General features: G+C 59.8%; 17 protein-coding genes and 2 pseudogenes. 14 read left to right on the forward strand and 5 right to left on the reverse strand.

Annotated elements, in window-relative coordinates; translation table 11 throughout:
• Positions 1 to 128: 128 nt before the first annotated feature.
• The 4 genes and pseudogenes from RDV55_RS05040 to RDV55_RS05055 form a co-directional block, all read left to right on the forward strand.
• On the forward strand, positions 129 to 1,376 hold the full coding sequence (locus RDV55_RS05040) for a DNA adenine methylase (protein WP_218017132.1): 1,248 nt from the start codon (positions 129 to 131) through the stop codon (positions 1,374 to 1,376).
• On the forward strand, positions 1,360 to 2,385 hold the full coding sequence (locus tag RDV55_RS05045; RefSeq protein ID WP_218017133.1) for a ParB/RepB/Spo0J family partition protein: 1,026 nt from the start codon (positions 1,360 to 1,362) through the stop codon (positions 2,383 to 2,385). The genes RDV55_RS05040 and RDV55_RS05045 overlap by 17 nt, the downstream gene beginning before the upstream one ends.
• A gap of 16 nt (positions 2,386 to 2,401) precedes the next feature.
• The gene (locus RDV55_RS05050) at positions 2,402 to 3,328 is read left to right on the forward strand and encodes a PDDEXK family nuclease (protein ID WP_245907655.1); all 927 of its coding nucleotides are present in this window, start codon (positions 2,402 to 2,404) and stop codon (positions 3,326 to 3,328) included.
• 291 nt (positions 3,329 to 3,619) lie between these two features.
• Positions 3,620 to 3,998, forward strand: a pseudogene (locus RDV55_RS05055) (ISL3 family transposase); the annotation flags it as partial.
• On the opposite strand, the pseudogene RDV55_RS05060 reads toward RDV55_RS05055, so the two are convergent.
• From RDV55_RS05060 to RDV55_RS05075, 4 genes and pseudogenes are all read right to left on the reverse strand, one after another.
• Positions 3,999 to 5,271 (reverse strand): annotated as a pseudogene (locus tag RDV55_RS05060) (ISL3 family transposase).
• A 325-nt stretch (positions 5,272 to 5,596) separates the two neighbouring features.
• On the reverse strand, positions 5,597 to 6,724 hold the full coding sequence (locus RDV55_RS05065) for an AAA family ATPase (protein WP_111823296.1): 1,128 nt from the start codon (positions 6,722 to 6,724) through the stop codon (positions 5,597 to 5,599).
• 21 nt (positions 6,725 to 6,745) lie between these two features.
• Positions 6,746 to 7,390 carry an AAA family ATPase gene (locus tag RDV55_RS05070; RefSeq protein WP_111823297.1) on the reverse strand — a complete coding sequence of 215 codons (645 nt, stop codon included), beginning with the start codon at positions 7,388 to 7,390 and terminating at the stop codon, positions 6,746 to 6,748.
• A complete protein-coding gene (locus RDV55_RS05075) occupies positions 7,387 to 12,510 on the reverse strand; it encodes a DEAD/DEAH box helicase (RefSeq protein WP_111823298.1) in 5,124 nt (1,707 codons plus the stop codon). Before RDV55_RS05075 ends, RDV55_RS05070 begins: the two co-directional genes overlap by 4 nt.
• Positions 12,511 to 12,730: 220 nt before the next feature.
• On the opposite strand from RDV55_RS05075, the gene RDV55_RS05080 reads away from it, so the two are divergent.
• The 3 genes from RDV55_RS05080 (at position 12,731) to RDV55_RS05090 (ending at position 14,707) form a co-directional block, all read left to right on the forward strand.
• A complete protein-coding gene (locus RDV55_RS05080; RefSeq protein WP_133256512.1) occupies positions 12,731 to 13,177 on the forward strand; it encodes a hypothetical protein in 447 nt (148 codons plus the stop codon).
• Positions 13,178 to 13,352: 175 nt separating this feature from the next.
• A complete protein-coding gene (locus RDV55_RS05085) occupies positions 13,353 to 13,841 on the forward strand; it encodes a TIR domain-containing protein (RefSeq protein WP_111823300.1) in 489 nt (162 codons plus the stop codon).
• On the forward strand, positions 13,838 to 14,707 hold the full coding sequence (locus RDV55_RS05090; RefSeq protein WP_281267695.1) for an HIT family protein: 870 nt from the start codon (positions 13,838 to 13,840) through the stop codon (positions 14,705 to 14,707). The genes RDV55_RS05085 and RDV55_RS05090 overlap by 4 nt, the downstream gene beginning before the upstream one ends.
• A gap of 77 nt (positions 14,708 to 14,784) precedes the next feature.
• On the opposite strand, the gene RDV55_RS05095 is transcribed toward RDV55_RS05090, so the two are convergent.
• Entirely contained in the window at positions 14,785 to 15,534 is a 750-nt protein-coding gene (locus tag RDV55_RS05095; RefSeq protein WP_111823301.1) for a DeoR/GlpR family DNA-binding transcription regulator, read from the reverse strand.
• Between the two features lie 393 nt (positions 15,535 to 15,927).
• Between RDV55_RS05095 and RDV55_RS05100 the strand changes: the two genes are divergently transcribed.
• The 7 genes from RDV55_RS05100 (at position 15,928) to RDV55_RS05130 (ending at position 23,965) form a co-directional block, all read left to right on the forward strand.
• Positions 15,928 to 16,974 carry a substrate-binding domain-containing protein gene (locus RDV55_RS05100; protein WP_111823302.1) on the forward strand — a complete coding sequence of 349 codons (1,047 nt, stop codon included), beginning with the start codon at positions 15,928 to 15,930 and terminating at the stop codon, positions 16,972 to 16,974.
• 94 nt (positions 16,975 to 17,068) lie between these two features.
• Complete coding sequence (locus RDV55_RS05105) at positions 17,069 to 18,613, forward strand: sugar ABC transporter ATP-binding protein (protein ID WP_111823303.1); 1,545 nt, start codon at positions 17,069 to 17,071, stop codon at positions 18,611 to 18,613.
• Entirely contained in the window at positions 18,610 to 19,680 is a 1,071-nt protein-coding gene (locus RDV55_RS05110) for an ABC transporter permease (RefSeq protein ID WP_111823304.1), read from the forward strand. The genes RDV55_RS05105 and RDV55_RS05110 overlap by 4 nt, the downstream gene beginning before the upstream one ends.
• A gap of 5 nt (positions 19,681 to 19,685) precedes the next feature.
• Positions 19,686 to 20,780 (forward strand): ABC transporter permease, encoded by a 1,095-nt coding sequence (locus tag RDV55_RS05115; protein WP_245907656.1) that lies wholly within the window; start codon positions 19,686 to 19,688, stop codon positions 20,778 to 20,780.
• A 2-nt stretch (positions 20,781 to 20,782) separates the two neighbouring features.
• Positions 20,783 to 21,784 (forward strand): dihydroxyacetone kinase subunit DhaK, encoded by a 1,002-nt coding sequence (locus RDV55_RS05120; RefSeq protein ID WP_245907657.1) that lies wholly within the window; start codon positions 20,783 to 20,785, stop codon positions 21,782 to 21,784.
• Entirely contained in the window at positions 21,781 to 22,479 is a 699-nt protein-coding gene (locus RDV55_RS05125) for a DAK2 domain-containing protein (RefSeq protein WP_111823307.1), read from the forward strand. Before RDV55_RS05120 ends, RDV55_RS05125 begins: the two co-directional genes overlap by 4 nt.
• 424 nt (positions 22,480 to 22,903) lie before the next feature.
• Positions 22,904 to 23,965: an autoinducer 2 ABC transporter substrate-binding protein gene (locus RDV55_RS05130; RefSeq protein ID WP_111823308.1), complete on the forward strand. Its 1,062-nt coding sequence runs from the start codon at positions 22,904 to 22,906 to the stop codon at positions 23,963 to 23,965.
• The last annotated feature ends 116 nt before the right edge of the window (positions 23,966 to 24,081 follow it).

Consider the following 24,081-nt stretch of genomic DNA (forward strand, 5'->3'; position numbering starts at 1 on the left):
TCCCGGATCGCAAACCTTCAATCAGCCTCCCCGACCAGTACACCTAGAGGGTCTATGCGCAAGGCCTAAAGTCTATCGTGAAACGGCGTGGCAAGGCGTGAAATGAGCCGATCTGCTATACTATGCGAGTGGTGACCGCGAGGATGGTTGCCCAGCACGAGGAGAACAATCGCGTGGTGGTGCGGTACATGGGGACGAAGCGCCATATGGCCGACCCTGTCCGCGACACGATTGCGAGCCTCACGAGCCAAGGCAGGGCAGTTGACCTGTTCTCGGGTATGGGGAGTGTCGCGGAGAGTCTGCGTGACACGACATCGGTAGTTACAAACGATGCACTCAGTTTTACAGCCTCTATTTCGCGCGCCCGATTCACTGCGCTCCAGCGATCCGCAGATGCAGTGTCTACGGTTTCCAGATTGCAGTCGGTATTCAAAACTCGTTACGCTGAACTTGAGGCAAAATACGCCGACCAATTAGCCGCTGAAGGTTCTGCCATTGCGGGCGGTCGTAGCTTGTTGCAAGCGTATATGCAGCACGCAAAGCATGTCGCCAACTCCGCGTCCCATAGGCGCGCTGCACGTGCTGCCGCAGTGTCGAGTACCAGTCATCATTACGAGCTTGCTTCTCTATATTTTTCTGCAGGATACTTGAGCTTGCGCCAAGCGATCGAAGTGGATTCGATCCGAGCAGCTATTGATTGCGATGATCACCTTGGCGACCGGGACTGGCTTCTAGGTGCTTGGATCTCGGCAACTTCAGTGCTAATCAATGCGCCGGGTCACACGGCCCAATACCTTCGTCCGAATTCCGACTCAGCGCATGCCCGCATCGTTCGTGTCTGGGGGCGCTCGGTATGGGATGAGTTTGCGGAGGCACTGTGTAACGTGTCGCTTGTTGGGTCCGAGGAGTGGAGATCTGGAAACTCGGTGTACGTGGGGGATGCGCTTGATCTAGTGAGTGCCGGTTGGCTCGACGATATCGGAGTTGTCTACGCTGATCCCCCATATACTAAAGATCAGTACAGCCGCTATTACCACGTGTACGAAACGCTCTATAGATATGACTATCCAGACGCGAGTGGGATGGGGCGCAACCGCTCAGACCGTTTCACGACTGGATTCTCGTTGAAGAGCGGAGTTGTCGCCTCATTCCACGACCTCTGCCGGAACGTCGCCAGAATGCGCGTGCCGCTTGTGGTCAGTTACCCTTCCGCTGGACTGCTTGCAGCATGTGAACTCACAGTGGCTGACATCGCGGGTGAGTATTTTTCGGAGGTGGAAACTTTGTCATTTAACGCAAACCACTCGACAATGGGTGGGTCAACAGGAACCTCTAAGAAATTGGCAACGGAGAACCTCTATGTCTGCACGCTCTGAGGAAGCTGTTGCGTCGGCCGACGGCGTAGTAGCTGAACAGTCACTCAACCCAACTGCCGAACTGTGCCAACTGAAGATCTCAGACGTTGAGCCGAATGATGCCAATCCGCGGCTTGACTTTCCTCAAGATGAACTTGATCGTCTCACGGGTTCAATTGACCAGGAAGGGGTGCTTGTCCCTATCGTTGTCTACCAGCGGGACGACAGGTATGTACTCGTGGACGGTGAGCGCCGCTATCGTTGTTCGCGTGATCTCGGGCATGAGACGATCCCTGCCCTTATCACGAAGGAGCGTAGCGAGCGCGAAGTCCTCCAACAGATGTTCAATATCCATCTGATCCGGGAGCCTTGGCGCGATATTCCTACAGCCAAAGCGCTGCAGCGCCTCGCGAACGAGATCAAGGAGCTGGAAGGGCGCGAAGCCAATGACTCCGAGTTGCGAGATCTTACGGGTCTCTCAATGGAGAGAGTTCGGCAGTTGCGGTATGTCATGACCCTGCCCGATGAGTGGCAGAACTATATTCGTGAAGAAAGGATCCCACTGAACTTCTTCTGGGAGTTGAAGAAGAATGTTGTGGATGCTCTTAGGCGCAAGCGTCCGGCGATTCTGGATGAGTTCGGCGAAGACAGGGTGAGTGCGGCATTCGTTCAGAAGAGACTCGATCAGGTCATCACTGACACGGTGAGTTTGCGTAAAGTGTCGCCAATCATTAACTTTGCGGCCCAAGACGCCGAAGCGAATGGCACTGGCAGGTCACCTATTGATGCGTCGATCCGCGAACTCATCGAAAAGCCGGACGCGACCATTGATGATGCCTACGAGGACACCGTCCAAATGATGGTTGAAGTGGACAAGCTTGGTCGTCGTACGTCGTCAATGATTGCTGTATTCAGTCGACTCCTCTCCCAGACCGCTGGCACCGTCGAAAATGATGATGTGAAGCGATTAGGGCATGATCTGATCACCCAGTTGGCTGCACTCCTCAATGCCGATGAAACGTCCGCCTGAGCAAAAGGAGTTCGACATGGAGGAACTTTTGGGTGACCCGGTTGTCGGCAAGCGGGTCGATTTGCGAGATATTGAGTCGACCATCACTGCGATTTGCGCATCGCCGGATGGAGGAGACTGGGAGCGTGATGTTGAGGTAATTCTGAGAAGCAAGAGATGGCGCCCATCCGCTGTATCTAATGACCGGAGGCGCCTCCTCTATGTCTTCCTTCAAGAGGAGCTCCCTCGGTTCGTGAAGGATCGTCTCCTGCTCGCTGCCCCGTGCGGTATTGCTGTGACCGTTGCCCTTCCAATTGCCGCTCTCTATAAGCCGGACGTCACCAACTTTCTCGCTAGTATCGAAGCTGACGTGCTGGTGGTCGATGACTACGTTGACGATCGGCGACTCAAGCCTCGAAATATTCTGACTGCCCTAACGGATGTCGGCGTGCCTTTGTCTCCGGAGTCCCGACGCGAGATCGGCCGAAGTGCCTGGGCGAAAATCGGAGAGGGGACATCCCAAGAGCGCGGCCGACGCCTGGAGGCTCTACTCGCATTTCTGTTCGCGCAGGTCAACGACCTGAAAGTGCTTGAACGGAACTATAGAACGGAGACAGAAGAGATCGACCTTGTTCTTCAGATTGACAATTTTAGCCCTCGCGTGTGGCAAAAGCCGGGCGCGCCGTTCATATTGGTTGAGGCGAAAAATCGAGTGGAGAAGGCATCGCAGCAGATGATGTCTGTTCTGCTGACCAAGCTTCAGACAAAGCGAGGTACTTCGCGTATTGCTTTCCTTGTCTCTCTCGCTGGTTTTACTGAGGGTGCACAACTCCAGGAGCTCCGGTTTTCTAACCAAGAAATGTGTGTCGTGATGATCGGTCGCGAGGGGCTCGAATCGCTTATCGAAGCAGACAATCTTGACGATACTCTTGAGACCATGGTCAGTCACGCGCTGATGCGGTGACGACCTCTTTACCCCTCTGAGGCGACGCACGGTAGCGAGTGGGTATCAGATACTGCGCGTTGCCCATACCGCGCAATAGAGACGGGGTTTCACTGGCTCTTTATAATTCGGGGTGTAGTTGGTGTTTGAAGGTTTTTCATAATTGGGGGTGTAGGTGTGGTGGGTGGCGTTGGGTGTGTCGTGGCCGGGTAGGGGTCGAGGTCTTCCGATGATGGAGATTCCGACACCGTCCATCCGAAAGACCTTGATACGCCTAATGCTATCTATCATCGCGCTGATCTGAGTGTGCTCATGCGCCTGGATAGCCCGGGGCTGGAGGTGACGGATCAGCGCGTTGAGGCAGACCATGCGGTGTTGGTGTGCCGGATTGCTGGTGAGGATCGGTGGGTGTCGACGCTGCGGATGCCAGGGCGAGGTGCGTGACACGGTGGTCAGGCGCCCCGCTCACGAGCCATACGGGTAACGCCCCACGGTCGTGCCTGTGAGCGTGCGCCGCTACCGGTGCCAGGAGTGCGCCCATGTGTGGCGCCAAGATATGAGCCAAGCGGCCGATCCGCGCGCCAAGCTCTCGCGGTCGGCGGTGCGCTGGGCGCTCACTGGGCTGGTCGTTCATCATCTGACGGTGGCACGTATCTCCCATGCCCTCGGCGTGTTCTGGAATACCGGCTCTTTATATTTGGGGGTGTAGTTGGGGTCTGAATCCACCGGTTTCGAGGAGGCAGCGGGTGATGTGGTGGGTGAGGTTACGGAACCCGAGTGCGGGTCTGCGTAGGTGTTCGAGGCGTCCGTTGATGGCTTCGGTGGGACCGTTGCTGGTGTGGGGGTGGCCGAAGTAGGCCAGGATGTCCTGGGCTCGGTGTTTGAGTGTCCTGCCCAGCGTGATGAGCTCGGTCAGGCAGCTCCGTACACGCGTGGAGGTCAGTGTGTTGATGTCGGCTTCCATCAGGGCCTTACTCACGTCCGTGTTGGGTGCCCGATAGGCGCCAGGTGATGTTCTGGTAGACGCTCCATGTGATCTCGAGGGCGACGTGGCAATCGCTGGCGAACAGGTCGAGTAGTTGGTGTTGCTGGCGTGGGGTGAGTAGGCAGGATCTGGTGTGCAAGCATCCTGCGGGCCTTGTACAGGGGATCCGTGGCCCGCCCGCGCCGATGGTGTAGTTCTTGCTGAATGCGTCTGCGGCACTCATCGAGAGCATCACCGGCGAGGTGTACGACGTGGAATGGGTCCATGACTGCCCTTGCGTCGGGGAGTTCTTCAGCGGTGGCGCTTTTGAAGCCGGTGAATCCATCCATCGCGACGATATCGATGCGCTTGCGCCAGGTGTGGGGCTGGGAGGCTAGCCAGGTTTTGAAGACCCGCTTGGAGCGGCCCGGGACCATGTCCAGGAGCCGGGAGGGACCGCTGCGATCGTGGATGGGCGTTAAGTCCAAGATGACGGTGACGTATTTGTCGCCGTATGGGGTGTGGCGCCACACGTGTTCATCCACGCCAATGACGCGCACGCCGTCACACCGAGCTGGATCATTGATCAGCAGGCGCGCCCCTTCGGCCAGGACAGCAGTGTTGGCGGCTCTTCCAGGACACACCGAGGGCATGGGCGACGCGTGCCACCGTCAGATGATGAACGACCAGCCCAGTGAGCGCCCAGCGCACCGCCGACCGCGAGAGCTTGGCGCGCGGATCGGCCGCTTGGCTCATATCTTGGCGCCACACATGGGCGCACTCCTGGCACCGGTAGCGGCGCACGCTCACAGGCACGACCGTGGGGCGTTACCCGTATGGCTCGTGAGCGGGGCGCCTGACCACCGTGTCACGCACCTCGCCCTGGCATCCGCAGCGTCGACACCCACCGATCCTCACCAGCAATCCGGCACACCAACACCGCATGGTCTGCCTCAACGCGCTGATCCGTCACCTCCAGCCCCGGGCTATCCAGGCGCATGAGCACACTCAGATCAGCGCGATGATAGATAGCATTAGGCGTATCAAGGTCTTTCGGATGGACGGTGTCGGAATCTCCATCATCGGAAGACCTCGACCCCTACCCGGCCACGACACACCCAACCCCGCCCACAACACCTACCCCCTCAAATACGAAGAGCCACAAAACGCTCAACTGCGACACACCCAAGCAGCGCCTTGAACTGCTACTTCGAGGCAAAACCCCTGTTGCAACCACCCCTAGAATCTGCCCCCAGGCTTCTGAACACGGGGGGCTCCCACCCCCCGCAATCAAGGTTCGGAAAAGCAAAGAACTTGGGTACTACTCAAATGAGATCGTGCGCATTGTCCAAGGATGATGATGGCGGCACCGCATTGAAACAGGCACGTAGATCGATCAACAGCTCCTCAGGTGCAACGCTACCGATCCGTGCAATATCAATCTTCTGCCTGGCCAACTGGTCATTAAGACGTTTGAGAAACTTCTTGCCAACGACTGTTCTAAGTGATACTGGCTCGGAATCGGGCCATAATGACTGATTAGTAGGGGAGCCACCTTCGGGCAAGAAATTCTCTTTATTGTTAGCCTTTCGTTTCTTTGCGAACTCCTTGCGCGCATCATCCTCATATTGCCTCAAGATCCTGTCGTATTGATCCGTGATATTCGGCTCGTCTTGGTAGAGGCGCAAAATGTAATCAATGCTGCAATAGTATGCCTCCATGTCGCAGTATCTTGTAACGAATACGTCGGGACGTGCGGTGGACGTGGGAAATGTTAGATTAAGCCATCCTTCAATTTCGTCATCGGTAAGAAAATCGCGATCCCGATGTATTACAATGCGAGTGCAATTTGGTATCTGCTCTTTTAGTCTAACAAACGTATCGGCGATGCCTAGATTGCTTACACCGTTGACTGGAATAACTTTGACGCGGTAGCCTTCTTCGTCAAGCTCATTAATTGCTGTGGTTAAATAGTGATGATTTTTATCTTCTGTTAGAAGAAGTATTTGGTCTCCGTTTGGGCTAACCTCATCGAGGCAGCCTAGATGTAATAGGAGCTCAGTGAGATCCGGATCCTCGTGTGGTACAGAGGTCCCTTCTTGCATCCAAATGAGCTTGGTGCTTTCGGGTCTTGAGCTGATCAGGTGTTCGCTATGCGTTGCCGCAATGACTTGGCACCCGTAGTTTTCTGAGATGTCATCAAATGCTGAGGCGAGAAGCCTCTGGCGAGAAGGGTGTAGATGTGCATCTGGCTCGTCTGCAAGAAATACAGAAGGCTGGAAGAGAATTACATATGAATATAGCTGAGTAATTTGGAGGAGACCGGTACCCCATAGTTCGACAGGCACGTAATGATCCTCGTGACCTATCCTCGCCTCGACAGTTATATAAAAATCCTGTTCTTCGTCTGCATCAATGTAGATTGAGATTTCTTCGCCAATTAGAGTTGATATAGCATTTTCGAGCTCATGTAGCTAATCGTGTTCATCGATGAGGCGGAGGATATTTCTAAAGACTAGACTTGCCTCTCCGCCAGCGGCTCTTTGGAAGACTGATGCATAGCTCATGTACTCTTCGCGGAGCGGAATACCTGAAAGTCCAGGGGTGTAGATCGAAAAGAGGTTCCTTGGGTCTTGGATTCGATCAGCAAGGCGTCCTTGCTTAGGTTCGCGGTCGACGCCGATCGAGTCGTAGTTTCGTCCGCGATAGAGTGCCACTCGGTACTTGCTGTCTTCGTTTGGGTTATCGGTTTGGCTTGTGAATTCGACAATGGCTCGGTGTCCATCCGCTTTGTTTTCGAGCAGCCTCCCGTGTCCGATACTCTCAAAATCAGCTGCAGGTGAGTAACGGAGGCTCGACGTTGGGATCACCCGCTGCTGTCGTTTACGACCAACCTGTGCGGCTGTCACAGCGGTGTGAATGGCTTGGATTGCAGAACTCTTTCCCGAGTTGTTGCCTCCTACAATGTAAGTGACGGGTCCAATTTTGAGTTCAGCCTCTTTAATCCTCTTGAAGTTTGAAATCCTGACCTTAGTTAGCATATGTTTAGTGCTGGTTGTCTGGCTTTCAGAACCGTCATCACTATAGTATTCGTCGTTGGCAACGTATGAATCAGTCACGATTCTGTTCCTTCCGGAACCTCCAGCTTCGGCAGCGTCTCCAGGAGCTCCTGGGTTCGCATCGAGACCGTCACCAGGCGCTTGATCAGGTCCACGACCGCGTCGGGGCGGCCCTGCTCGCGCAGGAAATCGTTCGGGTCGTTCACGATGCCCGACGCCTTGTCCGTCTTCACGTGGTAGCGGTCGATGATCCACTCGAGCGGACTACGGCCCGAAATCGAATAGCCCTGTGCCTTGGCCGGAATGCCCGTCAGAGTCACGTAGTCGTTGTACTCCAAGCGCGTGAAGTCCTTATCGCGGCGCCCCAGCTTCGGGAAACGCATCTTGCGCTCACCGATCCGGTAGCGCTCCCACGGGTCCGCAGGCGCGTGCAAGCTCGCCTCCTCCTGCACCGACGGATAGGGCTCCACCCGCTCGTAGTTGACGTGCAGGTCCGCCAGCTCGCGGCCCACGCTCGCATACGTGTGGAAACCCGCCGCACGAGGAATATGCGGCAGCATCTTCTTCAAATCATCCTCATAGCGCTCCCGATACTCCGGGTGATGCAGCAGCGCGTACACGTAGAAGAAAATGTCCTCCTTTGTGATGCCCGCATCCTGGTAGTGCTCCCGGTACGAGGCCAGGGTCGTGTCCGTGACGTTATCGACGCGGCGGTATCCGTCCAGGAGTACGGGGATCTGGTCGCCGATCGGCCGCGAGAAATCCAGGGACGAGGCCGTGGTCGCCCCACCCGCCCGGCTCTCCGGTGCGGCCGCCAGGTCGGCGAACAGGTCGGGCTCGCTGCCGGAGGTGGGGGAGAGGGGCTCCCAGGTGTAGAGGGGGAACGTCTGTGTGCTAACTCCCGCGCCGAGAAGATGGAGATCTGGGAGCGTATCTGAAGCGAGAGTAGCGAACTCCTTCGACGAGCCTTCCCCTGTCGCAGTGAGAGACAGATTGGGATGTGTTGGCAAGGGGAATAGCTGCGGGAGCTGGTAGATCATATCGTTCATTTCGCGGGCAAAGTAGACGCTTTGGGTGCAGAAAGGGCGGTACACGCTGAAGCGGAGCGCACCCTCATTGAACAGATGGTGTTTGCGGGCTGTGAGATCTCGTAGCAATTGACGATTCCAGTTGATCTGTGTCGAGTCTGTGTTGACCAATTCCGCAGGCGTTCCGGCATCTACCTCTGCGTTGTAGTTGTCGATCAATCGGCGCATACTCGACGCTACCGCTTGTCGAGAGAAGTTGTAGCACCAGGCATCCCGGCTTGTGGCTAGCCCTCGTGAGAACTGTCTGAATATAGCGGGAGTAGTGTCCTTGCCCTTAAGCGACTTATTTCCAATTTCCTGGAAGGTGGCGAAGCGCTCATCGCGGGTACCTATCCAGTCGCCGTGTTGATTGGGCGTAACCGGCTGGAAGGCGTCGGCCTCGCTGATTCCCTCGATGGATCCGTAGGCGGCGATCTGTTCGAGCTTCTCCTGGCGGGTCGCGTAGTCCTCCGCCTCCGCGTAGAAGATGTCGGCGGTGCCAGAGTGCCCAGGGTCCTTGACGAGCACGGTAATGGTTACACCCGTCATGATTGGGAAGACGTTTCCTCCTTCGCGCTTTGCCGTGTTACCGATCCTGCCGCGAACTCCGCCGCGAAGATTGAAAGTGAAGATCTGGGAGAACTCCTCCTGCAGCGACAGTCGCACGCCGTCCGCGGAGTTACCATCCACGAAGGAGCTGTTGGAGACGAAGGCGATGACGCCCCGTTCCCTGATGCGGTCCGACGCCCAGCGAAGCGCACGGAAGTAGGAGTCGTAGAGGCTGTTCTTGTTCGCTCCGGTTGACTTAGCTGCGTAAGTAACCGCAATACGCTCGTCCAGGCGCGGGTACGCGAGGTTCTGATTGTTATCGTTTGCGCTGTTTTGGCCCGCCGAGTAGGGCGGATTCATGACGATGACTGTGATTGCTGAGTCCTTCTCCGCACGTGCGCGCTCGTTGTTGGCGGCCAGGCCCTCGAAGTCCTCGGTGATCGTGCCGTCGCCCTCGTGGAGCTGGAAGGTGTCCGTTAGGGTCATGCCAGGGAACTCAACGTAGCCCTCGTCCACGCCCTGTTCGGCGCGCACCTGGTGGTATACCTGCTCGATGTTGATCGACGCGATGTAGTAGGAGAGCAGCACGAACTCGTTCGCGAAGATCTCGTTCTTGTACTTGTGTTCCAGGGCCTCGGGTGGGATGACGCCGAGTTGGAGCAGGCGAGCCACGAAGGTGCCGGTTCCGGCGAAGGGCTCGATGATCGAGACCCCGCGATCCCCCAGGCTCTGCCCAAAGGCCGTGCGCATCGCGTCATCCGCGCTGCGGATGATGAAGTCGACGACCTCGACGGGCGTGAATACGATGCCCAAGCGCTCGCTCATGCGCGGGAATGCCTGGGAGAAGAAGTGATCGTAGAGCGTGCGCATGATCTCCTGCTTGCCCGCCAGGGTATGCACGGCCTCGATGCGCTCGACCATCGCCCGGTAGAAGGAATCCAGCTCGCGGCGCTCGTTCTCGATCATCGAATGGTCGGTGAGCATTTCAAGAATCGTGTTCATCGCGCGGCTCACCGGGTTCTGCTTCGAGAACGAATGATCCGGGAACATCGCGTCGAACAGCGGTGCCGTCAGGATGTGCTGGGCCAGCATCTCCACCGCTGACTTGTTGTCAACGGCCGGGTTCAGCGTCGCGCGCAGCGCGTCCACGAACTCCTGGAACGCATCCTGACGCTCAGGGTCTTCCAGCAATTGTTCAATCAAACTGATGTAACGCCCAGCGACTGTTGCGATGTCCTTGGACCAGTCATCCCAGTACAGGGACGAGCCCACCTTCTTCACGATCCGGCCAAACACCGACTCCTTCCAATCCGAGGGCAGCAGCGTGAGCTGGCCCTGGATGCCCTGGGCCACGCCGTCCGCGCCGGACCTGGCCTCGGCCTCGTCCCCATCGGGCGCACTGCCGTCGAGCGGATCGTCCTGCTTCTTCGCCTTCCCGAGCGACACTTGCTCGACGATGATGTTCTCCGGGCCCTGGCCGTTGAGCTCCATGGAGTTGATCGCCGCGTCCAGGCGCTCGTCGTGCGCGCGCAGGGCCTTGAGGACCTGCCACACGACCTGGAAGCGATTGTTGTCGTCCAGCGCCCGCTCCGGCGCCATGCCCGCCGGGACGGCCACGGGCAGGATGATGTAGCCGAAGTCCTTGCCCTCCGCACGGCGCATCACGCGGCCCACCGCCTGGATGACGTCCACCTGAGACTTGCGCGGCGACAGGAAGAGCACCGCGTCCAGCGTGGGCACGTCCACGCCCTCGCTCAGGCAGCGTGCGTTCGTGAGGATCCGGCACACCGGGACCTCGTCCGTGCCCGCGCCCTCCGTCAGCCAATCCATCTCGCGCGCACGCACCGCCGCGTTCATCGTGCCGTCCACGTGGCGGCACTCGACCTGCAGGTTATCCGACGCGTCGTCGTTGCTGAGGTCGCTCAAGCCAAAGGGACCGTTCACCAGGTCCGGGAACTGCGTCGCGACCGCCTTAGAGGCCTTGATGTCCTTGCAGAAGGCCACCGCGCGGCGCATCGGTGCGCGATCCTCGCCGTAGTCCACGTCCGAACCGCGATTCTTGCGCTTCGCCAGCGCGTTCCAGCAGCCCGTCAGCTTCGCGGCCGTGTCGAGGTTTAGCTCGCCGCCCATCTCCGCGATCGCCTGATAGTGCTGGGAAACCTCCTCCTCGCTGACCGTCAGGATGATGACCTTGTAGTCCGTCAGCAGGTTCTCCTTCACCGCCTGGCCGAAGCCCAGGCGGAAGAACACCGGACCGTATGTCTCCTGATCGTCCATCGAGGTCAGGATCGCATCCTTCTCCGACGCCCTATTCTTCGCGTTCTCCGCGAAAATACGCGGCGTCGCCGTCATGTACAGGGTCTTCGCGCGGCGGATGAACTCGTTGCTGTGGATCTTCGTGAAGGCGCTCTCGTCCTCGCCCGTCAGCGTCGCGCCCGTCGTGCGGTGGGCCTCGTCGCAGATGATCAGGTCGAAATCGCGCCACTCGTCGCCCGCGATCTCCTGCGCGCGGTGAATGACCTCGATCGACTGATAGGTCGCGAAGACGACCTGCAGGCCCTCCGTCGCGTTATTTGCATTCAGGGAGTCCGCGAGGCGCTGGCCGTCCGTCGTCGCCGGAATCGGCAGGTCCACCGCCGACTCCTCGGCCGTGTCGTTGCGCGCCGACGAGGACACCTTCGTATCCGAACACACCGCCCACGCCGTGAACGCGCCGTCGGCCTCGGCCGCCCAATTGTCGAGCGTTTGCTTGAGAAGCGCGAGCGAGGGGACCGCGAACAGGATTCGGGCGGTGCCACCCTCCTTCTCCACGAACTCACGCGCGATCGTCAGCGCTGTGAACGTCTTACCCGTGCCGCACGCCATGACCATCGTGCCGCGATCGTGCTCCTCGAAGCCCGCCATCACCGCGCTGCGCGCACGCACCTGATGGTCGCGCGGAACCTTGCGCTCGCGGGTCTTCGGAGCCTGCGTCGACCCCAGCGAATACGTGCGCCAATCGATGTCCGAATCGCGCAGATCTGCCAGCGTGATGCGTGAGACCGGGATCTGCTGGCCCTCGATCGCGTCCTGCGCGTTCTTGCCCCACGGCGCCCCCGACGTGTCCACGACGATGCGGCGGCCGAAAGGCTCCTTACCCGACGCCGACAGGAACGAGTCAATGTCCGCCTTCTGAATGCGGTGACCCAGCGCGTAGAACTTGCACTGAATGGCCACCGGGCCCTCTCCGTCCTGGGCGGGGATCGCTACCAGGTCGATGCCCGTGTCACCCGTGCGGCGCTGTGGCCACTCGCTCCATAGGTAGATTTCCTTGAACTGGTGGGCGAAACGCGCGTCGTGGAGCAGGAACTGGCGCGTCAGCTCCTCGAACAGCGTGCCCTTCTCGCGCTCGCTCTTCGCGCGCGCACGATACTCATCCAGCAGGGCATCCAGCGCGGACTTCGAGGAGGCTGGGACTGGGTCTGCCGCATCCCCGGACGAACGATCGATGATGGTTCGGGGAGCGGGGTTCTCGGCTTCCATACCGGGCAGTGCCATGAAGTCGTCGTCGCGCGCAGCAGTCATGGGACCAAGAATAGCGGGTAATCTACGACACACAAGCTAGGTAGCGTGGTGGGTAGGGGTACAAGGGGATTGCTGCGCCGGTGAGCAGCAGCTGCGGGGTAGCGGGTATATGTTTCCGCCGTTTCATTGATCCTTCCGGCTAACTTTGTGTATATTTCTCAGTAAGTGTTCGGGCTGCTGCGCCGCATGCCCATTGTCCAAGGAAGGAAGTAGAGCTGCGATGAGTAATCTCGGGGCATATCAGATGGTCACTACGGGAATTAAGGCACTGGGAGGGCCTGGTCCTGCAATTGCCAAGGCAACAGGAGTGATTATGCTCGGCGGTGTGATTATCTTTCGAACTGGACTCAATATCGGTGCAAGACTGCGCGAAGGTAAGACCGCTGAAGTTAAGCTCGCTGATTGGGCACGAGCAAAGTTCGCTGAATCCAGTGCCGATGGGTTTTCTGATGTGTATACAGTCTCTGCCGACGTTGAGTGTGGCGGTGGTCTGGTACTGCATGCAGGTGATCGGTTCCGTGCGGGCAAGGTTATCGACGACATGGTCTACATTGAGGTTGAAGGCAGTGATGATAACCCATTTATTGTGTCGGCTGAACAACTGACGCTGCACACAGACTGTCCCTTGCTTGTTAAGGGAGAGGATGGCATGTCGACTGGCCATTGAGTGCTACTGCAACAAGAGGGTGTGTGATGATAGTCGGTATACATAGAGGAAGCGTGGTCTGGCTCTTGTACAAGCAATCGGTGCACCAATGGGAGAGCGCCACCAATAACAAGCAATAATCCTCAAAACGCTGGTATACAAAACAAGACCAGGTCGAAAGAAAGGTGTAGCTAAAATGGCCGTTTTCTATAGTTTTCACTATGAACGAGATGTTTACCGTGTGCAGTTAATCCGTAACATGGGAAGTGTCGAAGGGCAGAAACTTCTCAACGCTCAAGAGTGGGAAGCGGTTCGCGTAAAGGGTGACGAGGCTATTCGCGCTTGGATTGACGAACAGATGAAGTGGAAGAGTGCTGTCGTCGTACTTATCGGCGCACAAACAGCTTCTCGCCCATGGGTGAAGTACGAGATTCAGCGAGCATGGGACCTGCGTAAACCTCTCCTCGGAATACGTATTCACGGACTTTCATCAATGGGATCTACAGATGTTGAAGGAGCAGATCCATTTTGTAGCATCAACGGATTTAGAGGATACAATCCTGGACTTCCAATCTTCGACCCCACACGGCGCGATATTTTGGGAAAAATTGACTCTAAGGCTACATATGATGAGCTGTCGTCGAACTTGAAATCTTGGGTAGAGCAAGGGCGTTTTTGGAAATGACTAGCCTGCAGTGCTGTCCCTTTTGCGCGATTGTTCGCGGAGAAGACGTGGCTGTGCGAGAAGTTGCACGCAACGACAAGGTCGTGGTTTTCTTCCCAACAGAGCCTGCTGTTCTTGGTCACTGTATGGTGATTCCTCGCCGCCATGTTGAAGAGTTCACCGCGTTGACTGCTGACGAGGTTAGCGCGGTGATGACTTCAGCCCAAGCCGTGGCTATGAGCCTGCGCGAAACCCAGCATCCGGATGGAATCAACATCATCCAATCCAACGGTGAGGCAGCTACACAGACCGTTCCTCATGTCCACGTACATATTGTCCCCCGATGGGATGGCGATGCCTTTGGGGAAATTTGGCCATCCAAGACAGACTTCTCTGATGAGGAGAAGGACCGGGCTCTAGCGAAGTTACGCGCAACAACTCTTCTTCCTTATAGCTCCGCTACACCAGAGGATCGTCGGCAGCATCTATCCTTTGCTCAAAACGTCATCAGTCGTATGGCGCAATTGTCTTCCAACACGAAAAGTTGGTTACTTCCCGTAGTGACGGCAGCTTATGGGTATTCACTCACGAAGTGCTCCGTCGCACTTGCTCTCCTAGGCATCGTTGCTACGGTTGTTTTCGCATTCCTGGATGTTGGATACCTGAGGACTGAGCGCAAATATCGCGACCTCTACGCGCGCATAGCGGCTGGTGACCCCGATGTTCCTCCATATTCGCTGAATTACCAGTGCTCTGGGGAAACCAGGAGAACCCGATTCTTGGAGCACTGCTCGGTCATTAAAGGGTGGGCGATTTTGCCGTTCTATGGGACTCTACTTGTATGTGGGTTTGCGTCCTTAGGAATGGCGCTTCTGCATGGACATTGATAAGGGGCTCCTCGCCCTCGGTGAACTACGTGGGAAGTGTTTCTGGCCGCGCCGCAGTGGTGGGGCGCATCCCTTAATTAACCCTGCGCGACCTCGGCTCGGATGAGGGGGATCGGGTAGGCGGCCGCCGAGATGGGGGAGAGGAGCGAGTCGGTGATGCCTGCCGTGAAGGCGTCGATGCCGAGCACCTTGTACAGGGCGTTGCGGCCGAACTTCGTGGAGTCCGCGACGAAGTAGGCGGTCGACGCGATCGCGCGGACCTTCTGCTGCAGCTCGATCGAGTAGCCGGACGACGCGTAGATGCCGTCCTCCATCACCGAATTCGCCCCGAACACGGCGGTGTTCACGCGGATGTGATCCAGCTGGTCGATGGCCGTCGGCCCCCACATGTGGGTCCGATTCGGCAGCAGCTCACCGCCCACGAACACCAGGTTCAGGGAAGGCTTCTTCAAAATCTCGAGGCCCACCAGCAGGTCGTGCGTCACCACCGTGACGCGGCGGGCGTTGAGCGCGCGAGCCACCTCGAGGCACGTCGACCCCGAATCAATGAACACGGACTGGCCGTCCAAAATGCGCTCCGCCATCGCCGGCCCTATCGCGCGCTTCTCCGCGCGGTTGGGCGAATCGTGCAGGAACTCCTCGGTGTCCTCATCCTGGGGGATCGGAATCGCGCCGCCGTGGGTACGGCGCACGAGGCCGGCCTCGGCCAGGTGCTCCAGGTCCCTACGAATGGTTGACACGTTCACGTCGAGAGCCTCTGCCAAGGAGGACACGGTCTCGAATCCTGTTGCCTCAATCATGGAGACAATGGTGTCTTGCCGGGTCACGATGGTTCCTTCTGCTGGCTACGGTCTACGTGGGTGCGGCGAAGGAAAAGATGATGCCTGCAATAGTGCATCGTGATCGCCGCCCGCTTGACACTGTAGCGAACTTTCGGCGCGAATGTGCGCGATACCGCGCAGCGAGGGCATAAGTCCAAATCACCTGCCCACAGGACCGATAATCGCTCACGATTTGCGTATAACCGTGCGTCACAGTGCGCGCGTACGTGCAGTAAGCGGCGAACTAGACCAAAACTAATGCGCGAAAGCGAGTTGCTACTGCGCGATAGCGCGTGTAATGTTAGTGATTGCGACGCGGGTCACGCCATGTTGCGTGCGTCATCGCAGGAGATGGCGAACCCACAGAGTCCCACAACTAGATCACGAGGAAGTGACGACATGAAGATCGGAAGACTGACGGCAGCATCGGTGGCGATTGCATCGGTGCTCGCTCTTACCGCCTGCTCGACCGTCGGCGGAACCACAGGAGACACCTCCGCGTCAAACACCGGCTCGGCCGCGGGCGATCCCGGCAAGACGATGGTCACCGTCGTCAAGGTCAAGGGCATCGCTTGGTTTGATCGAATGGATGTGGGCGTCAAGGAATGGGGCGCCGACAACGGATACGACACGAGGACGGAAGGTGGAACGGACGTCGCGCCGGAGAAGCAGATCCAGATCATCCAGGATCTCATCGCGCAAAAGCCCGTCGCCATCACCGTCGTCCCCAACTCTCCCGAGGCGCTCTCCGCCGTGCTCGAACAGGCGCGAGCGCAGGGCATCAAGGTTGTGTCGCACGAGGCCACCGGCATCAAGAACGTTGACATCGACATCGAGGCCTTCGACAACGCCTCCTACGGCGTCGACATCATGAAGAACATCGGGGAGTGCACCGGCGGCACCGGTAAGTACGTGCAGTTCGTCGGTGGTCTGACCGCCAAGACCCACATGGAATGGGTCGAGGCCGCCTACGACTATCAGCAGAAGAACTTCCCAGGCATGGAGCGAGTCGAAACGCCCATCGAATCAACGGACAACGAGACCGCAGCCTACGAGAAGGCCAAGGAGGTCCTCGGCAAGTACCCGGACATCAAGGCCTTCCAGGGCTCCGCTGGCAATGATGTGCCCGGCATCGCACGCGCGATCGAAGAGGCCGGCCTGTCCGACCAGGTCTGCGTCATGGGCACGTCCATCCCCTCGGCCTCCGCGAAGTACCTCGCCACCGGTTCCATCGACAAGATCTTCTTCTGGGATCCCGCCCTCGCCGGCAAGGCCCAGCTCGAGATCGCGAAGATCCTGGCTGACGGCGGCACCATCACCGAAGGCACGGACCTCGGTATCGAAGGCTACAACAACCTCCACAAGCTTGACGGCTACGACAACGTCTGGGTCGGTAACGCCCAGATTGCGGCTGACGCCGAACAAGCGAAGAACTACGACTTCTGATCGCGCTGCCCCGGCCTCGTGACACATCGGCACGAGGCCGGGGCTCGCGTCCCACGCACACAGCGCAGTCCACAAGACACTCGAAGGAGAGCACATGCGCACCAATGTGGAACAAGCGCCGCGCCCCAACGGAGGAGGCACGAGCGCGCACGAGAACCCCTTCCTAGAGGTTCGCCATATTGTCAAGACCTTCGGCGGCGTCCGAGCCCTCGACGGCGTCGACCTGGCAGTGTGGCCCGGCGAGGTCCTGTGCCTGGCCGGCGAAAACGGCTGCGGGAAATCAACCCTCATCAAAGTCATCTCCGGAGTGCATGCGCCTGATTCGGGACACATCGCCATCGACGGTCACACGGTCGGATCGCTGACGCCGCTGAGCGCCATGGACGCAGGCATTCAGGTGATCTACCAGGACTTCTCCCTGTTCTCCAACCTCACCGTGGCCGAGAACATCATGATGACCTCCTCCGTGACCGAGAAAAAGAAGTTCTTCAGCTACTCCGGCGCGAAACACAAGGCCGCACAGATCATGGAGCGCCTCGGCGTCCCCCTCCCGCTTGACGCCGACGTCGAACAACTCTCCGTCGCCGACAAGCAGCTCACCGCCATCTGCCGAGCTCTGGCCGGCAACGCCAAGCTCCTCATCATGGATGAGCCGACGACAGCCCTCACCCAGCGCGAGGTCGCACGCCTGTTCATGGTCGTCGAAAAGCTCAGCGCGCAGGGCGTCGCCCTCATCTTCGTGTCGCACAAGCTCGACGAGGTCATGGCAATCTCGCAGCGCGTCACCATCATGCGATCGGGACGCAACGTCATCGATTCGCCGGTCGAAGACCTCGACCGCGAGAAGATCACCCACTACATGACCGGCAAGGAGCTCGACCAGAGCCGACGCGTCCCGCCCCTCGCAACAGACGCACAAGAGCGGCTGCGGGTCGAATCCCTCACCTCCACGGGAGGATTCGACGACGTCAGCTTCTCCGTGAAGAAGGGCGAGATCCTCGGCATCACCGGGCTCCTCGGTTCTGGACGCACCGAGATCGCCCAGGCCCTCTTCGGCCTCCTGCCCATCGACTCCGGACGCGTCTACATCGACGGAGAGCACGTCGAAGTCAACTCGATCGGCCAAGCTATCAACGCCCACATCGGATACGTCCCCGAAGACCGACTCACCGAGGGCCTCTTCCTCGACAAGTCGATCGCCGACAACGTCATCGCCGCGTCCATCGACCACCACACCTCGAAACTCAACACGCTGCGCACAGACAAGATCCGCCAAACCATCGCCCACTACTTCGAGTCGCTGCGCATCAAAGCCCCCGACGTCCTCGCCCCCGTGCGATCCCTGTCCGGCGGCAACGCCCAGCGCGTCGTCCTCGCGAAGTGGCTCGCGCGCAACCCCAAGGTCCTCATCCTCAACGGCCCCACGGTCGGCGTTGACGTCGGCTCCAAAGCCGAGATCCTCGACATCCTGCGCGAACAAGCGGAAGCCGGCATGGCCATCGTCATCATCTCCGACGACGCTCCGGAACTCGTCTCCTGCTGCCATCGAGTGATCATCACCAAGGGCGGCCACATCGCCGCCGAACTGGCCGGAGAGGACGTCGATGCTCGAACGATTAGAAAGATGGTCGTGTCATGAACATGAATACCGTCGCACGGCGCGTCCTGCGCTGGATCTGGGGACCCAACCGCGAGGGAATCGTCCTCACCGTCCTGGTGGTGCTCGCGCTCGTCATGTCCGCGATCAGCCCCGCATTCTTCACGGTCTCCACGCTCTTCTCGCTCCTGCGTTCCTCCATCGTCCCGATGATCTACGCCCTCGGCGTCCTCCTCGTCATCATCTCTGGTGGCATCGACGTCTCCTTCGCGGCCATCGCCTCATTCGCGTCCTACGCCACCATCGTGTTCCAGTTGGGCAGGGGAATCAACATTGGACTGTTCGGATCCTTCGCGATGGCCCTGACCATCGGAGCCCTCCTCGGCCTGCTCAACGGCTACCTGATCTCGAGGTTCAAGCTCCCGACCCTCATCGTCACGCTGGGCACACAGGGAATCTTCCAAGGCTTCCTCCTGGCGTACATCGGCTCAAGGTACATCGCCCAGCTGCCCGACGGGATGGCCTCGGCATCGACGGCGAACATCGTGTCCGTCGAGACGTCAACTGGTGTCGCGCTGCTGCACTCAATGATCATCCCGGCAATCATCCTCGCGATCGCAATCGCGCTGGTCCTCAGCAGGACCATGTTTGGGCGCGCCATCTACGCGATCGGCGGAGACACTGAGTCCGCGCACCGAGCCGGCATCAACGTCAAGCGAACCCAAATCTGGGTGTACGTGATCGCCGGAACCCTGGCAGCGACCGCAGGCATGGTCTACATGATCCTGGGGCGCTCGGCCAACCCCCAGGAGCTGGTCGGGCACGAACTCGACATCATCGCCGCCGTCGTCCTCGGAGGCGCGTCGATCTTCGGCGGACGCGGGTCCGTCCGAGGAACGATCCTCGGGGTGCTGCTGGTCCAGCTCATCAACAACTCGCTGATCCTCATCGGCGTCCCGAGCGCCTGGCAGCGAGCCGCCGTCGGCCTGCTCCTCGTCGCCGGTGTCGGCATCCAAGCCCTGGCAGCCAAACGAGGAACCAGACTCCTGCGCAGTAAGAATGCGCACGCCGACCACAGTAACGCCGCCCCCCAGGCCGTCGAAGGATGAGCGCCATGAATACGACACTTCGTGAAACCAACTCCCGCGTAGACCGCCTGAGCGCCTCCCTGCTGTCGCGGCTCAGACGCGACAGGTCCATTGGTCGAATGGTCCTCATCCTCCTTGTCGCCATCGCAGCGTTCTCGGTCCTGTCCCCGAGCGTCTTCCTCACGGGACTCAACCTGCAAAACATGCTGCTAGCCGTCGCAGAAATCGGGATCCTCTCCATCGCCATGATGATCTCGATGGTCACCGGCGGCATCGATCTGTCGCTCGTCGCCATCGCAAACCTCTGCGCGATCACCGTGTCGACCCTGTACACCTCGAGCGCGCTGGGCGGCGCGGGAGCCGAACAGTGGAGTCCGGTTATCATCCTCATCGGCCTGGTCGTGGGCCTCGCCTGCGGCCTAGTCAACGGCGTCCTCATCGCCTATGTTGGCGTCACCCCGATCCTGGCGACGCTCGGCACTATGCAGATCTTCAACGGCCTCGCCGTCGTGTGGACAGGCGGAAAAACGCTCTACGGTTCCCCCGAAGCGCTCACAGCATTCGGGAAGACTGCCGTCGCGGGCGTTCCTCTCCTCTTCATCGTCTTCGGGCTTGTGGCCCTCCTTGTCGGCTTCATCCTCAACCGCTCCCCGCTGGGCCTTTCCCTCTCCCTCGAGGGTTCCAACGGGACGGCCGCCAAGTTCTCGGGCATCCGTTCGTCCAGAATCCTCCTGAGTTCCTACCTGCTCACGGGCTTCCTCGGATCCCTCACAGGCATCATGTTCATCGCACGAAACCCCACCGCCTCGGCGGACTATGGAGCCTCCTACGTGCTCCTCGTCATCGTCATCGCGGTCCTCGGAGGGACGAACCCCAACGGCGGTTTTGCCACGGTTGGCGGCGTCTTCCTTGCCGCCCTCACCCTGCAGGTCGTCCAGAGCGGCTTCACCTCCATGCGCCTGTCGGCCTTCCAGTACGCGATCGCCCAGGGTGTCATCCTCATCGGCGTTCTCGTCCTTGACTGCGTCGATTGGAAAGACGTTCGAACACGCCTGACATCGACGTTCAGGCGCCCACAATCAGCAGCCGCCCTCAGCAGCGGCGCAACAGAAAGGAAATGATCATGAAGAAGATCATTAACAACCCCGATCAGTTCGTCGATGAGATGGTTGAGGGTATTCTCCTGGCACACCCCGATCAAGTCCGAACCCCCGGAGAGGACAGGCGCGTTCTCGTCCGCGCCGACAGCCCCGCACCCGGCAGGGTTGGAATCGTCACCGGCGGCGGATCGGGGCACCTCCCCCTCTTCAAAGGCTACGTCGGACGAGGCCTGTGCTCGGGCGTCGCCATCGGTAACGTCTTCTCCTCCCCGTCGGTTCAACAGTGCGCTGATGCCGCCAAGGCCGTCGACGGCGGAGCGGGCGTGCTCTTCCTTTACGGCAACTACGGCGGAGACGTCTTCAACTTCGACCTCGCCGTCGACCTCCTCGAGCTTGATGGAATCGAGACGCGCACCGTCCTCGGCTGCGATGACGTGGCCTCCCAGCCCAAGGAACGCGCCAAGGATCGCCGCGGCGTCGCGGGCATATTCTTCGCCTACAAGGCCGCGGGCGCTGCCGCCGAACGCGGCGATAGCCTCGACGAGGTCGCCGCGGTCGCCCAGAAGGTCGTCGATAACACGGCCACGATGGGCGTCGGCCTGTCCCCAACAATTCTCCCCACAACGGCTTCCCCGTCCTTTGAGCTACCCGACGGAGAGATGGAAATCGGCATCGGCATCCACGGCGAACCCGGTATTCACCGTGGTCCGCTCGGAACCGCCGACGAGATCGCAGATCAGATCCTCGACTCGGTGATCCCTGACCTTGGCCTGGGTGAGGGAGACCGTGTCGCCGTCCTCGTCAATGGCCTCGGAGCCACGCCGCTGGAGGAACTGTACCTGCTGTACAGGCGCACGCATCAGCGCCTCGCAGACCTCGGCGTCGCCATCGAACGACGCTACGTTGGCGAGTATGCGACCTCCCTAGAGATGGCCGGAGCATCCATCTCCCTCCTCAAGCTCGACGACGCTCTCCTCGAGCTCCTGGACGCCCCCGCTCAGTCCCCGTTCTTCAGGGAGGCATGACGATGCGATCCCCCGAACTCATAAGCCGGATCCAGGACTCGATGACACTCCTCATCGAATCCTCGGATGAACTGCGCGATCTCGACCAGGTCCTCGGAGACGGAGACCTCGGGATCACGATCTCCGCGGGCGCGCGTGCGGTCATCGACGCCCTCACGGACCTGCCGACAGACCCCGAACCCGCTCCCTCCGATGTCGCCCGCGCCTGCGCAAAGGCGTTCGCCAACGCCAACCCGTCAACGATGGCGGCACTGGTCGCAGGAGGTCTCCTCGCCGGATCAAAGGTCTGGGTCGGATGCGAGGACGTCACCACCGTCGAAGCCGAGGCGTTCATCCGTGCGGCCGCAAGCTCGATTTCCCACCGTGGAAAGAGTCAGGTGGGGGATAAGACCATCCTCGACGCGATGGTCCCCGCCGTCGATTCCTTGGCTGACAGCCTTGCGGCCAACCCCCAGGTGGCCACAGACGGCGATCTTGCCCTGGGTGCCCTCGGCAGCGCGATCTCGTCCTCGGCCGCAGCCGTCGTGGCTACCCGAGACCTGCAGTCCCAACGCGGACGAGCCTCGTGGCTGCAGGACAGGTCGATCGGCCTGCAAGATCCCGGCGCAACAGCCTTCCTGCGTGCGCTTGAGGCCTGGCGCGATGCCGCCACCGGAGAGAGGGGGACTCGCGCGGCCGTCGTGGAAAACCTCTGAGGACGCGTGGTTGCGACCATGCCCAAGGCTGGGGGCGGACGGAGGTTCGCCCCCAGCCGTCGCATCTCCATGCCGCAACCCGGCTCGGCGGCCAAGTGAGGGACCCTCGTTCGTCCCGAACCGTTCATGTCCGAACAAATTCGGGCCACTTCGACAAACCCGCATGCTTTGTCAACAATCGCTCGATCCTGGCCCAATCTGGACCAATTTCGTCCATACGATAAGCAATGACAAACATATGGCTTAGGATAGGGGCACGCCGACGCGCCCCCAACGATGGGGAAGCCCGGTACGCAGCAGCGCCGCACACGCGGCACCGCGCAGGCGCAGCCAGCAATGACACGCGGCCACGCCCACGCACAACCGCACCGCCGCCGCACCACACAACCAACACCGATGTTGACCATACACGCAGGAGAGTCCAATGAAGCCCCGCCTCGCAACCACAGCCCTCGTCGCCGCCTCCGCATGCGCCATCACCCTCGGAGCCTGCACCCCCGGAGAAACCGCCCAATCCTCGGCCAACACCAACACGGGCAGCTCCACCGCGAGCCGCGACGACGGCAACTACACGATCGCTGTCGTCCCCAAGGACGCCACCAACCCCTGGTTCGTGCGCATGGAAACCGGCGTGCAAAAGTACGCGGCCGACACCGGCATGAACGTCTTCCAGAAGGGCCCGGCCGAAACCGACGCCACCTTGCAGGCCCAGGTCATCCAAGACCTCATCGCCCAGGGCGTCGACGCCATCTGCGTGGTCCCCGTCGACCCGGGTGCCATCGAACCCGTCCTCAAGCAGGCCATGGATGCCGGCATCGTCGTCGTCACCCACGAGGCCTCCTCCCAGGGAAACACGATGTACGACATCGAGGCCTTCAACAACAGCGAATACGGCGCGTTCATCATGGACAACCTCGCCGAGGCAATGGGTGAGGAAGGCGTCTACACCACCATGGTCGGCCACGTCACCAACGCCTCCCACAACGAGTGGGCCGACGGCGCAGTGGCCCACCAGAAAGAGAAGTACCCGAACATGACGCTGCTCGAGGCCGAGCCGCGCGTCGAAAGCCAAGACAACGGGGAAACCGCCTACCAGACCGCCAAGGAAGTCCTTAAGAAGTACCCCGAAGTCACGGGCATCCTCGGCACCTCCTCCTTCGACGCCCCCGGCACCGCCCGCGCCATCGACGAACTCGGCCTGAAGGGATCCGTCTTCACGGCCGGCACCGGAATGCCCGCCGCCAACGCCCAAATCCTCAAGGACGGATCCGTCTCCGCCCTGACCCTGTGGGACCCCGCGGACGCCGGCTACGCGATGGCATCCCTGGCCACCAAGATCCTCAAGGGTGAAAAGATCGAAAACGGGGTCGACCTGGGCGTCGAAGGATACGAGAACATGCACTTCGCCCCCGGGTCCGACAAGGTCCTCGAAGGTAACGGCTGGCTCAAGATCACCAAGGACAACGTCGACTCCCTCGGCTTCTAACCGAAACGCCGCACGCGACCGCCCGAGCGCCACGGCCTCGTCATCATCGACGAGGCCGTGGCCGGGCCCCGCGCCCGCACTGCCGCGCGCACAGACCAGCCTCCTTGAGCGCTCCG

This window comes from Schaalia odontolytica (assembly GCF_031191545.1).
Lineage (GTDB): Bacteria > Actinomycetota > Actinomycetes > Actinomycetales > Actinomycetaceae > Pauljensenia > Pauljensenia odontolytica.

Coding starts and splice junctions, on each gene's coding strand:
- RDV55_RS05050 (WP_245907655.1), top strand. CDS start 2,402: ATGGAGGAACTTTTGGGTGACCCGGTTGTCGGCAAGCGGGTCGATTTG.
- RDV55_RS05080 (WP_133256512.1), top strand. CDS start 12,731: ATGAGTAATCTCGGGGCATATCAGATGGTCACTACGGGAATTAAGGCA.
- RDV55_RS05125 (WP_111823307.1), top strand. CDS start 21,781: ATGACGATGCGATCCCCCGAACTCATAAGCCGGATCCAGGACTCGATG.
- RDV55_RS05045 (WP_218017133.1), top strand. CDS start 1,360: ATGTCTGCACGCTCTGAGGAAGCTGTTGCGTCGGCCGACGGCGTAGTA.
- RDV55_RS05110 (WP_111823304.1), top strand. CDS start 18,610: ATGAACATGAATACCGTCGCACGGCGCGTCCTGCGCTGGATCTGGGGA.
- RDV55_RS05090 (WP_281267695.1), top strand. CDS start 13,838: ATGACTAGCCTGCAGTGCTGTCCCTTTTGCGCGATTGTTCGCGGAGAA.
- RDV55_RS05115 (WP_245907656.1), top strand. CDS start 19,686: ATGAATACGACACTTCGTGAAACCAACTCCCGCGTAGACCGCCTGAGC.
- RDV55_RS05075 (WP_111823298.1), bottom strand. CDS start 12,510: ATGACTGCTGCGCGCGACGACGACTTCATGGCACTGCCCGGTATGGAA.
- RDV55_RS05120 (WP_245907657.1), top strand. CDS start 20,783: ATGAAGAAGATCATTAACAACCCCGATCAGTTCGTCGATGAGATGGTT.
- RDV55_RS05105 (WP_111823303.1), top strand. CDS start 17,069: ATGCGCACCAATGTGGAACAAGCGCCGCGCCCCAACGGAGGAGGCACG.
- RDV55_RS05130 (WP_111823308.1), top strand. CDS start 22,904: ATGAAGCCCCGCCTCGCAACCACAGCCCTCGTCGCCGCCTCCGCATGC.
- RDV55_RS05085 (WP_111823300.1), top strand. CDS start 13,353: ATGGCCGTTTTCTATAGTTTTCACTATGAACGAGATGTTTACCGTGTG.
- RDV55_RS05100 (WP_111823302.1), top strand. CDS start 15,928: ATGAAGATCGGAAGACTGACGGCAGCATCGGTGGCGATTGCATCGGTG.